The sequence below is a fragment of the Gordonibacter sp. 28C genome, assembly GCF_003339845.1.
Classification (GTDB): Bacteria; Actinomycetota; Coriobacteriia; order Coriobacteriales; family Eggerthellaceae; genus Gordonibacter.
This window is the reverse complement of sequence record NZ_PPTR01000006.1, coordinates 209,133-221,379: the sequence shown is the minus strand read 5'-3', so window position 1 is coordinate 221,379 and position 12,247 is coordinate 209,133. Positions and strand designations below refer to the sequence as shown.

The window sequence follows — 12,247 nt, the reverse complement described above, 5'->3', positions numbered from 1 at the left end:
AAGAGCATTTAGGGTACACGTTTTGACCGAGTGCGCAGTTGATGCGATTCAACTGTAGAGACAAATTATCGAACGCTGGTCAGGCTTTATGACCTCAATTTGGGTACAAGTTTTGGCCTATAACCCGATTCTTGCACCTTCGCCGTGCGAACCTTGCCGATATGTTGCGCGCATACCCAACCGACCTTGCGCAGGGGGGATTTCCCCTGTTGGCGTTGCGGCCAGCACGATGTGCTCCGTGCTACAATGGCGGCAATGGTCGATTCCCCAACACTGTCTTCGTCTTGGCTCGCGCCCGCGTTCTGGCGGGCTTGCGCCGCGCTGGCGTGCGTGCTGCTCATCACGTCGCTTATGAACGCGGTGGTGTTTCCGCGCTTCGATGCGGTGTTCACCTACGCGCGCGACGTTTCCGTGCTTGCCAACGCCGTCACGCTCATCGCCGTCGGTCTCGTGGCCACGTTTCGGCCTTCGCTTTTGCATGTTCGGGCGCTTACGGCGGCATGTCTTGCGCTGCTTGTCGCTGGTGCAGGGCTGCTGCCGGTAGGACTGTACGGCGGCAACGCGGTTGCGCTCACAGCGGCTGCGTGCGCCTTGTCGGTCGGCAGGGGGTGGATCATCGTGATGGTGGGCGTTGCCGCCTCGCACTTGGAGGTGCGCCAGGCGGGCGTGTGCATCGCGCTGGCGTTCGTGGCGGAGTACGCGGCCACGGCACTGGTCTGGGTGATCCCGACGGGTATGGGCACGGTGCTGTTCACGCTGCTACCGTTCGTCACGGTGGCGCTGGTATGGCGAACAGCCCAGCCTGTGCTGCAGGCTACGGAAAGCGGCGAGGCCCCGGCCGACTTCTCCGTCACCCAGCCTTCGACGTTCTTGCCGCTGGCCAGCCAGCTGTTCGTGTGCCTGTTCCTGTTCCGCGTGGCGTTCGGCTACTCACTGCGCTTCGGCGAGGTGGGCGGCGTGCCGGTGTCCGATTTCCTGGGCATCGTGCCCGTGGCAGCGGTGGCTCTGTACGTGCTGCTGTCACGGCGGGCGTTTCCGGCCGATCTGCTGGCGCAGGTGTCGGTGCTGCTGGTGGTGGCGGGCTTTTTGGCGGTGTCGTCGGGCGGCGCGTACGCGGCCGCGGGAAGCGTGACGCTGCTTGCGGCCGGAAACGCGCTGTTCGACATGGTGGCGTGGCTCGTGCTCATCGCCGTGGCGGGGCGCAACCCGCGTGCCGCCGTGGCGACGTTTGCCTGGGGCCGCGGCGTTTCGGGCCTTGGGTCCATAGCGGGCGCGGCGCTCGGCGTGTGGTCGAACGACCTGTTCGGTGCCGAGTCGCCGTCGGTCGCCTTGGTGATGGGCGCTCTTATCCTCGTGTTCGTGGGCTACGCGCTCATCGGGCTCAAACGCTTCAGCTTCGCCGAGACCATCGCGGGCGTCACGCCGGTGGAGGAAGCGGCGACACGGTCTCCCCAGCAGGAGTTCGCCGCGCGCTGCCAGGCGATTGCCGAGCGTTACGGTCTGAGCCCGCGAGAGCGGGAAGTGTTCATGATGCTGGCGCGCGGACGCGACCGCGCCTACATTCAGGAGCAGCTGGTCGTGTCGCGAAACACCGTGAAGGCGCACGTCAAGCACGTGTACGCCAAACTAGATATCCATACGCATCAAGATTTGATCGATCTGGTTGAGCGGTGACGGAGATGCGCCGCTCAAGCGAGAAAGGCACCCCGCCATGACCACTATCGGCATCATCTCGGACACGCACGGACAGCTGTCGGAGGCGGCGTACGCGGCGTTGGCCGACAGCGACCATATCATCCATGCGGGCGACATCGGCAACCCCGCCATTTTGCGCGAGCTGGAAACGCTGGCTCCGGTCACGGCGGTGCTCGGCAACAACGACTTCGACGAGTACGGCGAAGCGGTCGGCCGGTTCGCCCATCCCGTCATCGACGGCGTGCGCTTTCTGGTGGCCCATTACCCGCGCGACGTGAAGATCAGCTTCGCCGGATCGGGTGCGCTCGCGCCGGGCGATCCCATCCCGCAGGTGTGCGTCCACGGCCACACCCATGTGCCCGAGATAATCACCGGCCCCGAAGCCCGGCCCGCCACGTACGTCATATGCCCCGGAGCGGCGTTCCGCCCTCGCGGCGGTTTCCCGCGCTGCGTCGCCAAGCTCGACGTGTCCGACGGTCGCGTGGACAGCGTGCGCGTGGAGGCGCTCACGGGCGAAATCCTCATGGAAGCGGGCGAGGCGCGCTGAGCGCATGCCGACGTGCGGCCCTGCGGGGCGATGCGAACTCGATGAAAGGTTAAGTATGCCTGGGAAATACGAGACGATCTTGCGCACGGTAGCGCAGATCATCGAAGAAGATTACGCGGGTCAGCCCGAATGCGCGCCGCGCAACAGCGCTCAGCAGTGGATTGCGGCGATTGCAGCCGCCGAGGCCTCCGGAGGCGTCGACGATGAATCGTTCGTGAGAAGCGTGAACCAATATCTGGCGGGGTTTCTGGATCCGAGCCTGGTATTCGAGGCTTCGAGCAAGTCAAACGCGCGGCCTACGACGTGCGGTTTTTCGGTGCGCCGCTACGGCGACGACCTGTATGCGACCGAAGTGCGCGAGGACGATCGCCTCGTGGCGGGTGACGCTATCGTCGGGCTCGACGGGCTCAAGCCCGACGAATTCTTGGCCCGGCTGATAAACAACCCCGTCAACGGGGAAGATCCCGAACGCCAGCTATGGGACGACGTGCTGGCCTCGTGCGCGAACGTGGCCGTGCGCCGCGCCGACGGATCCGAGGAGAGCATGCCCGTTGGGCGCTTTCCGATGCCGAGTTTTGCCGAAAGCCTGCGACTTCCGACGATCGAGGTGCTTGAGGGGGCGGGTCCGACCGGCGGCGAGCGCGCGGCGGTCATAACGGCCCACCATTTTGCGGACGCTTCGGTGCTTCAGGCGATGCAGCGGCATTTCGACGACATCCAGCGGGCCGACCGCGTGATAATCGACGTGCGCGACGTGGAGGAGGGCATGATCGGCAACGCGTTCGGATTGATGGCGCTGTTCTTCGATCGGGAGGTCAACCTGAAGGACCTCATGGGGCAGGAGATCGTGTACGCGCGTTACTCCCAGCTCAACGCCCGGATGCGCGCGATGCAGCTCGCGCACCTCATGGATATGAGCGACGCGTCGGGCAAGGGTTGGGTGCAGGCGGAGATCGAGCACGTGGCCGCCTGCGCGGGCAAAGGGTTCGTGATGGAGGCGGAGTTCGAGGAGGACATGCTGTTCCCTCCGGCACCCGAGGGTCAGAAAACGCTGTTGCTCACGGACGTGCGAACAAGCGGTTCCGGCGAGCGTTTGGCGTCCATCGCGCAGCGGGCTGCGGCTGCGGGCTGCGGCAAGGTGCGCACCGTCGGTCGCGCGACGCGGGGAAGCTTGGATTACGCGAACCTGCTTTCCGTGGCGCTTGACGAGCGGTTCTCGCTGGTGTACCCCATGTCCAAGACGGAGGCTGCCCACGAAGGTCGCGGCACGCTCGGCCGAGGCCTCGCTCCGGACGTCCACGTGCCGTTCACCCCGGCAGAATGCACGCGGGATCTTGTGCTGGAAGCCGCCCTGGTCGAGCGGTAGGGGCGAGCTGCGGGTTTGTTCCGGCAGCGCCGGCCGAGAACCGTAAGGGCGGGCAGCAGCCCGCCCCGGTGCAAGCCTATCGCAACCTTGATCAGGACGTGCGGCGAGCGCATCGTGCTCTCGCCGGGCGGCCAGCAGGCCGCCCTTACGAGGGCGTTTGGCTACCGTGCGTCTACTGGCTTCAGCTCGCCGGTGACGGAGTCCATAACGAAACCGGCCACGCGCACGTGGGGCGGCATGACGGGGTGGTTGCGTATCAGGTCGACGCTCTTGCGGACGGACTCCTCGGTGTCGCCGAAGCCGGCGAGCCAGCGGTCGAAGTCGATGCCGCAGTGCCGTGCGAACTCGATGCGTTCCTCCGACACGTCCAAGCGCCGCATGTTGTCGATCATGTCCGATCCGCTCATGTGCTGCGCGCCGCAGTTCGTGTGCGCCACGACCATGACGTCCTCCACGCCCAGCTCGCACACGGCAATGAGCAGCGAACGCATGACGCTGCCGAAGGGATGCGCCACCTCCGCACCGGCCACCTTGATGATCTTCGCATCGCCGTTCTTCAGCCCGAGCGCCGCAGCCAGGAGCTCGGTGAGCCGCGTGTCCATGCACGACACCACGGCCAGCTTCTTGTCGGGGTACTTGTCGGTCGCGTATCGTTCGTACTCGCCGCGCTCCACGAACGCCCTGTTGTGCGCCAAGATGCCGTCGATGGTGGGGGATGCGCCGGATGGCGCGGTGCCTTCTGCCGTCGATGTCTCGCTTGCCTCTTCCATGGTGGTGCCGCCTTCCTCGTTTTCCGCTCGTTCCATGGTAGCGCAAGCCGGCTTCCCTCGAAGGACGAACGGATGTTTCACGTGAAACATCCAAGTAAGTGCGGCGGTACGCGAAACGCGAAAGCGACCGCCTGGTCGGCGGTCGCTTTCGGGGAAAACGCGTTCGGTGGGAAGCGAACGCGGGTGTTCGGCAGATCTTAGAACGCGGTGAACGTGGCCTTCGGGCAGAAGCAGATGGGGCACTTCTCGAAGTCCTCGCCCTTGTGGATGTAACCGCAGATGGGGCACAGGTAGAACTTGTCGTCGTCGGCGGCGTCGATGTCGTTGTACGCGGCCAGGTAGCGCTCGGCGTGCACGGACTCGGCCAGCTTCGCGCGGGTGAACACCTGCACGGCCTTCGTGTTGCCCTCTTCCTGGGCCTTCTTGATGAAGGAGGGGTACATGTCGGACGTCTCGTAGATCTCGCCGCAGGCGCCGGAGATGAGGTTCAGGTTTGTGGCCTCGCCGGAGCAATCCGGGGCAGCGGGCTTCTCGTAGTCGGGCTCCGCCTCGACGACCAGGGCGTACTCGAGTCCGATGTGGATCTGCTCGGCGGCCGAGGTGGCCTCGAACAGGCGGGCGATCTGGTCGTAGCCCTGCTCCTTGGCGGCCTTCGCGAACGCGGCGTACTTGGCGGAGGCGCCGGTCTCGCCACCGATGGCGGCCTTCAGGTTCTCGAGCGTGGTGCCAACGGTGGTGGAGCTGTCGGACACGATATCGAAGTTGGTGGAGTTTTCAGCGGTGGGAATTTGCGCGCGCACTTTCATGTGGGCCGTCTCCTTCTAGTTGGTGATCTCGTCTCTTCTTATTAAGAATAAATCTCAATAAGATCATCTTACGACTTTGCCTGACCTGATGCAAGAGGGTAATCGATTTAGCTTGCGCCTCCTTTGAACATTCACAGTTTGCCGGAGAAAAGGGGTGCGTGGGCTGCGACGGGCCCGCCCTTAGCCGTTCACCGCATACCCGTACTTCTTGGCTTTCTTCAGCCACGTGTTGATCTTCCGGATCGCTAGGGAACGGCCTTTCAGCATGCCGGGGATCCTGTCCCAGACAGATTCGCAGAAGCCGGTGAGCGCGTTGGTGTTCGTGTAGTCCTTGCAGGCGGTGCTCTTGCCTCTGTCAATCCAGCCGATGGCGACCACGTCGCCCCAGCAGACGATCTGCAAGGTAAGCCGTTTGAACTGGTTGTCGGGCAAGAAGCATACCTCGAGGTTTTTGTGCTCCTCCAACGCCCTTTTCATCAGCACCAGTTGGTCCACGAGCGCCTGGGTCGCCATGATCACCCTGCGCCCGCATATGGTGGAAAGCTCGGGACACACATGGCGGCTCTTCAAAAGCGCGTCTTCGATGTCGTTTTCGCAATACAGATGCCGCACGGGAGCCTGCGCCTCGAAGAACGCGACCGGCACGAACAACGGGCCGAAGTCCTCCAGCAACCGTTCGCGCTCCTCTGCGGACAGGCCGAAGTCCTCCTGCGCGCGATCCATTCCCGCGAGCCCGAAATGGGGCAGCCGGGCGAACCGGTAATGCGCCCGGTCGGGCAACGGCACGACGCCGCGCAGATACCCGTCCGGCTGCTCGAACAGGTGGTAGCGGAATCGCTGTTTGGAGCGCTTTCGGTAGTCGGAGCACTCCCCCCACACCTCGGCCACCGTGGGGCCGTCGAAATAGATGGCGGTGTAGATTCCGCTGTCATCGCCCTGCTTGCTGTCCGCCACCTTCATCGCCATGCGCCCCTCGACCACCGCCATCATCTTGTCGTCGTAGGACTTGTGGAACTCGTCGAAGTAGTAGCTTTTCACATAGCCCAGCAGATGGGCCACGAGCCACCGTCCGGAGAACGCCGAGACGTCGGTCATCTTGTAGTCGGTGCGCAGCACGACCGAAAGGGTGTGCCCCGCTGCGAACATCTCCATCATGCGGTCCATCAGCACCGCACCGAACTTCTCGTCGCGCGTGTACATGTCGAGCCCCTCGGGGCACGCGTACAGGATGTCCTGCGGTTCGGTTTGCTGCATGATCAGATCGATGAACTGGAGAGCGCTGCCCTGCACGCCTGCCTTGCCGTATACCACGGCGTTTCTCATGGGCAGCGGCTGGTTCGGTTTCTTTTGCGCCGGTGCAGGATCAAGGCTTTCCTTCGACGCTGCGAACTGCGCCGCCTTCGCCATCATAAGGCCGACAAGCCCGTTCTCGCCCGGTTGGTGCTGGACGGGAAGGTGCCCCACCGTCGTTAGCCATCCCAGCAACGCCTCTTTCCGGAGCGTCGGCGTGTCCAGCACGTCTTCGGGATAGTAGGCCGCCAGCACCTCGGAGAGCACCGGCTCCTTCAGCCGCCCGTCCAGCATCAGCAGGTAGTCGGCCACTTTGTCCACCCAGCCATGACCGGGCATCAGCTTCTGTTTGCCGTTCGTCCATCGGCTCACGAGGCTCTTGTCGGCACCCACCGCTTCGCACACGTCGCGCGGGCGTGCTCCCAGCAAGCGCAACAGCATGGCGAAGTTCGTCTTCGGCTCAGACATGGTCGTCCCTCCGTTTCGATGCGAGGCCAGTATAGCGAGGAAAGCTTAAAAGCAGCAACTTTTTTCTCGAATCGGTCGCTATTCCAGTTCGAGGTTCGCCATATTAGATCAGCGACTTCCTGTATTTCGGGCAAAACACGACTCCCGAAATCGTGCTGCCGGGCGATGTGTCGTCCGCGGAATTGCAGTGGCTCTCGTTCAAATTCGACGGCGATTCGCACAGCTGCAACTGGTTTCTCGGAAGCCTCACGTGCTATTGGCAATCCGGCGGATCGAAGACTGGATTGTCGGAGGGGATTATCGGGGATTTCGGCTCTGCCAAGAACGTGAGCACGTGGGTGAGCGGGGCCGCCTACGCCCGCGTCTATATAGACGGTAAAGACGACGAGCCCCCTCTCTACGAACACGAGGTGAAGACGGCGGACAAGCACAACGGGGACGCCGAGCATACCAACATCCTCTTTGATCTGTGCGGGGACAAGGCCGTATTCGTTCCGCCGATGAACGTTGGCGACGGCAACGTGTGGTCCTACGCCCGCGGCGGCGATAGCTCCGCTTTCGAGAACGGCGTCGTCGACCGTTTCCGCATGACGTACGATAAAAACGTCGGCCAGATCGACGAGATGACCGTCTACCTTGACGGCGACGACTGGTACCCCGAATACATCACCGTCTCGAACGCGAATGGACGCGACGGCACCGAGCCGGTAACCTTCGATATCGGGTTCATGCTCGAAAAGAAGCAGACGTACTACTTCGACGTCACTCGCACGGAGACCGAAGCCTGCTTCGACCAAAACGGCTTCCTGGACGCGCAAAAGGTCATCGACTTGCTTGCGGGCTCGAAACAAGAATACGTGAGCTTCGACGTCAAGAAGACCGACGTCCTCGACAAAAGCGTGCTCGCCTATCTGAAGGAAAGTGGCAAAAACATCATCATGAACATGAAGCTCGACGACGGCGACGCGCGCGCGAACGGCTCGCAGTCGATGCTCCGGTGGATTTTCAAGGGAGCGGACATAACCGATACGACACGCGACGTGCGCCTCGGCTTCTCGCTGCTCACCCCAACAGAGGCGGGGGTTTCCCATCTTGCCGCCGACGGTTCGGCCGCATGCGTGCGGTTCTCCCACGAAGGACCCCTTCCCGGCATGATCGAAGTGCACGCGAACTTGGAACGATTCGGCTCGTTTGCGCCCCGGCAGAAATTCTTCCTGTACCACTACGACGAAAGCAGCGACGCGCTCGAGTCGTGCAATCAAGACGCCGTTCTCGACAACGACCGTACCGTACCCTTTTCCATCGCCACGCCTCGACGTACGTCCTGAGCACCAAGGACCGCAACGATCAAGGCAACGGCCTTTCCCCGATGCCGAAATCCGGCGATACCGTCAATGCGCCAGCGTGGGCCTGCCTGCTGCTCGCATCGTCGGTTGCGCTCGGTGCGGCGATGCGGGCCTTGGCAAGAAAAAGGAAGGTTCGCCGCTGAAGCGCCATGTATGAACAGGGCCGATGCGAATCATGACCACGGCGAGTCTAACGCACGTTAGGGCCGGTGGCTTGACGATCGGCCCTGGAGGGGTTCGGGAACGCCGTCTTGCGGCTTAACGACTTGAAGCTGCGATGGCCATTCGCTCATTGCCTTCCCGTCTTTCATCTGCAATCCAGACCGTTGCAGGCGCATCGTACACGATGAACGAAGAAAGCTCGCGCTCGGGAAAAGCACGTTTTTCATCAGATTGTTGCAGATCCGACTCCGTTCGACGACGGCGGCGCGGGGGATGGGCTGGCGTTGACCACCCTTCGCAAACTCTCACGCCTATGAACTGGTGTTTTTCGCATCGAGAGATCCAGCGACTCTTTCTGGTGCTAACCCGGCTGCAACATTCTTGTGGATAGTGGGCAAATCGGGGGGCTCTGCTTTGCAAAGAAACGATAGCGAACGCCGTGCCGCCGACATATTTGGTGGATAATAGGCGCGATCAAAGAAATTTGCACACCCGATGCGAAAGGAAGCGGCATGGAACACGAAACCGCATGGAAGAAGTACGACGAGGCCGACCTCGAGTCGCTTGAGCAGCTTGCGGCCGAGTACGTCGACTTCATCTCCGACAACAAGACGGAGCGAGAATGCGCCGCGACGGCCATCGCGCTGGCCGAGGAGCGCGGCTACCGCTCGCTCGACGAAGCGGTGCGCGAGGGCCGCGTGCTCAAGGCGGGCGACAAGGTGTGGGCGCAGGCGCACGGCAAGGCGCTCATCCTGGCGCACTTGGGCAAGGCTCCGCTTGTGGAGGGCATGAACATCCTGGGTGCGCACATCGACTCGCCGCGCCTCGATCTCAAGCAGAACCCGTTCTCGGAGAGCAACGGTTTGGCGCACCTGGACACACATTATTACGGCGGCATCAAGAACTACCAGTGGGTCACGCTGCCGCTGGCGCTGCACGGCGTGATCGCCAAAACGGACGGGACCGTGGTGGAGGTCAACATCGGCGAGGACGCGGGCGACCCCGTGTTCTGCGTGACCGATCTCTTGGTGCACCTGGCCAACAAGCAGATGCAGAAGAAGGGCAACGAGGTCGTGGAGGGCGAGGACCTGGACATCCTGTTCGGCAACCGCCCGCTGATCATCGACAAGGACGAGGTCGAAGGCACCGAGAAGGCGGAGGATGCCGACGCCGAAGCCGACAAGCCCGCTTACGAGAAGCTGGCCGAGAAGGAGCCGGTGAAGGCGTTCGCCCTCAAGCTGCTGGCCGACAAGTACGGCATCGAGGAAGAGGACTTCCTGTCGGCCGAGATCGAGGCCGTGCCCGCCGGACGCGCCCGCGATTTGGGCTTCGACCGCAGCATGGTCATCGGTTACGGGCAGGACGACCGCGTGTGCGCCTACACGTCGCTCGCGGCCCAGCTGGCGCTGGCCGACGAGGTGCCCGCCACTACGTTGCTCACCGTGTTGGTGGACAAGGAAGAGATCGGCAGCGTGGGAGCCACGGGCATGGCCTCGCAGTTCTTCGAGAATACCGTCGCCGAGATCATGGAGCTGGCCGGCGAGGGCGGCCCGTTGCCGCTGCGCCGCGCGCTGGCGGCGTCGAGCATGCTGTCCTCCGACGTGTCCGCCGGTTTCGACCCCGCCTACGCGGCCGCCTTCGAGCCGAAAAACTCCGCTTACCTGGGACGGGGCCTGGTGTTCAACAAGTACACGGGCTCGCGCGGCAAGAGCGGCTCCAACGACGCGAGCGCCGAGTACGTGGCGCGCATCCGCCGCGTCATGGACGACGCCGACGTGTCGTTCCAAACGGCCGAGTTGGGCAAGGTCGACGTGGGCGGCGGCGGTACCATCGCCTACATCCCCGCGAAGTACGGCATGGACGTCATCGACTCAGGCGTGCCCGTGCTGTCTATGCACGCCCCCTGGGAAGTCACGAGCAAAGCCGACATCTACGAGGCCTTCAAGGGCTACGAGGCGTTTCTGAAGAACGCGTAGGTCTGCCCAGCGGCCGGTATGCTCATGTGGGGCGCGGCCGTACCGAGCCACCGCGGATGCGCCGTGGAGGGGGAGCCCGTTTTCCGGACTCCCCCTTTGTTTTGGGCAAAGCTGTATGGTTTGAGAGCCGCTGCGAGCGACTGCGCCTTCCCGGCTATTGCAAAAACGCGGCGACAAGGCTAGTTCTGCTAAAAAATCACGTCATTTTTTAGCAGAACCGATCGATTTTTGGAAATTTCTCGTCTTGCGGGAAGGGGACGTCGTTTGCGAAGGTTCCGCTGCCCGTTCGCAGTTACCTTGCCTTCATATGATACGCAGTTGGCCGCTTTTGGGTTTTCCGTTACACTGCTCGCATTGCTCACACGCGCCCTTGGCGGCTACGCAGGGCGCTTTTCCATAAAGCGAGGCGACATGGCTCGAGAAAAATTCGGATCCCGATTCGGGTTCATCCTGATCAGCGCAGGATGCGCCATCGGGTTGGGGAACGTGTGGCGCTTCCCCTACATCACGGGGCAGTACGGCGGCGCGGCGTTCGTGCTCATGTACCTGCTGTTCCTGGTGGTGTTCGCACTGCCCATCCTGGTGATGGAGTTCGCCGTGGGGCGCGCGAGCCAGAAGGGCGTCGCGCGCAGCTTCGACGAGCTGGAGCCGGCGGGCTCGAAGTGGCACCGGTTCAAATGGGCGGCGCTTGCGGGCAACTACCTGTTGATGATGTTCTACACCACGGTGGCGGGGTGGATGCTCGCCTTCATGGTGTTCAGCGGCATGGGCTCGTTCGAAGGGTTGGACGCCGGGGCGGTCGAGGGCGTGTTTAACGGCCTGCTGGCAAACCCGCTTTTGATGGGGGCGTTCATGCTGCTGGTGGTGCTTATCGGCGTGCTGGTTACGCGGGCGGGCCTGCGCAACGGCGTGGAGCGCATCACGAAGGTGATGATGGTGGCGCTGTTCGCCGTCCTGGCCGTGCTGGTGGTGCGCGCGATCACGCTGCCGGGCGCCGAAGAGGGGTTGGCGTTCTACCTGATGCCCGACTTCGGGAAGCTGTTCGAAGGCGGATGGGGCACGTTCGTGGACGCCGTGTTCGCCGCCATGGGGCAGGCGTTCTTCACGGTGTCGGTGGGCGTGGGCTCCATGTCCATCTTCGGCAGCTACATCGACAAACGCTACCGCCTGACGGGCGAGGCGCTGCGCATCGCGGGGTTGGACACGCTCGTGGCGCTTATGGCGGGCCTCATCATCTTCCCCGCTTGCTTCGCCTTCGGCGTGGAGCCGGGCAGCGGCCCGGGACTCGTGTTCATCACGTTGCCGTCGGTGTTCGGCCAGATGCCGTTCGGCCAGCTGTGGGGCACGCTGTTCTTCCTGTTCATGAGCTTTGCCGCCCTGTCCACCATCATCGCGGTGTTCGAGAACATCATGAGCTTCAGCATGGACCAGTGGGGCATGTCGCGCCACAGGGCGTGTCTGGTGAACGGCGTGGCGTTGGCGTTGCTGTCGCTGCCGTGCGTGCTGGGGTTCAACCTGTGGGCCGGCTTCGAGGTTCCCGGAATCGGCAACATCCAGGCTATCGAGGACTTCCTCATGTCGAACAACGTGCTGCCGTTGGGAGCGCTGGTGTTCCTGCTGTTCTGCACCACGCGCCGCGGTTGGGGTTGGAACGGCTTTCTGGCCGAGGCGGACACGGGCGAGGGCGCGCGCTTCCCTCGTTGGGCGCGCGGATACGTGCGCTTTGCGCTGCCCGTGCTCATCGTGGCGGTGTTCGTGGCCGGCTACGTGCCCATCGTGCAGGTGTGGTTGGGGATGGGGTAGGGGTAGGGGTGCTTTTTC

General features: G+C 63.2%; 9 protein-coding genes. 6 read left to right on the top strand and 3 right to left on the bottom strand.

Annotated elements, in window-relative coordinates:
- The first annotated feature begins 255 nt into the window (after positions 1–255).
- Genes C1878_RS09755 through C1878_RS09745 form a run of 3 tightly spaced genes read left to right on the top strand, consistent with a single transcriptional unit; the run spans position 256 to position 3,608 of the window.
- Positions 256–1,674, top strand: coding sequence for a LuxR C-terminal-related transcriptional regulator (locus C1878_RS09755; protein WP_114601417.1), 1,419 nt, complete (start codon positions 256–258; stop codon positions 1,672–1,674).
- 37 nt (positions 1,675–1,711) lie between these two features.
- Positions 1,712–2,242, top strand: a complete 531-nt coding sequence (locus C1878_RS09750) for a metallophosphoesterase family protein (RefSeq protein ID WP_114601416.1) — start codon at positions 1,712–1,714, stop codon at positions 2,240–2,242.
- A 55-nt stretch (positions 2,243–2,297) separates the two neighbouring features.
- Complete coding sequence (locus tag C1878_RS09745; protein ID WP_158539783.1) at positions 2,298–3,608, top strand: S41 family peptidase; 1,311 nt, start codon at positions 2,298–2,300, stop codon at positions 3,606–3,608.
- A gap of 161 nt (positions 3,609–3,769) precedes the next feature.
- Here the strand turns inward: C1878_RS09745 and C1878_RS09740 are convergent, their stop codons facing one another.
- The 3 genes from C1878_RS09740 to C1878_RS09730 all read right to left on the bottom strand — a co-directional run bounded on the left by C1878_RS09740 (position 3,770) and on the right by C1878_RS09730 (position 6,942).
- The gene (locus C1878_RS09740) at positions 3,770–4,414 is read right to left on the bottom strand and encodes a carbonic anhydrase (RefSeq protein ID WP_241963694.1); all 645 of its coding nucleotides are present in this window, start codon (positions 4,412–4,414) and stop codon (positions 3,770–3,772) included.
- A gap of 161 nt (positions 4,415–4,575) precedes the next feature.
- Positions 4,576–5,184 (bottom strand): nigerythrin, encoded by a 609-nt coding sequence (gene ngr, locus C1878_RS09735; RefSeq protein WP_114601414.1) that lies wholly within the window; start codon positions 5,182–5,184, stop codon positions 4,576–4,578.
- Positions 5,185–5,364: 180 nt separating this feature from the next.
- Complete coding sequence (locus C1878_RS09730) at positions 5,365–6,942, bottom strand: hypothetical protein (RefSeq protein ID WP_114601413.1); 1,578 nt, start codon at positions 6,940–6,942, stop codon at positions 5,365–5,367.
- Between the two features lie 152 nt (positions 6,943–7,094).
- On the opposite strand from C1878_RS09730, the gene C1878_RS09725 reads away from it, so the two are divergent.
- From C1878_RS09725 to C1878_RS09715, 3 genes are all read left to right on the top strand, one after another.
- Positions 7,095–8,270, top strand: coding sequence for a PLAT/LH2 domain-containing protein (locus C1878_RS09725; protein WP_114601412.1), 1,176 nt, complete (start codon positions 7,095–7,097; stop codon positions 8,268–8,270).
- A gap of 692 nt (positions 8,271–8,962) precedes the next feature.
- Positions 8,963–10,426 (top strand): aminopeptidase, encoded by a 1,464-nt coding sequence (locus C1878_RS09720; protein WP_114601411.1) that lies wholly within the window; start codon positions 8,963–8,965, stop codon positions 10,424–10,426.
- A gap of 411 nt (positions 10,427–10,837) precedes the next feature.
- Positions 10,838–12,229 (top strand): sodium-dependent transporter, encoded by a 1,392-nt coding sequence (locus tag C1878_RS09715; protein WP_114601410.1) that lies wholly within the window; start codon positions 10,838–10,840, stop codon positions 12,227–12,229.
- Positions 12,230–12,247 lie beyond the last annotated feature (18 nt).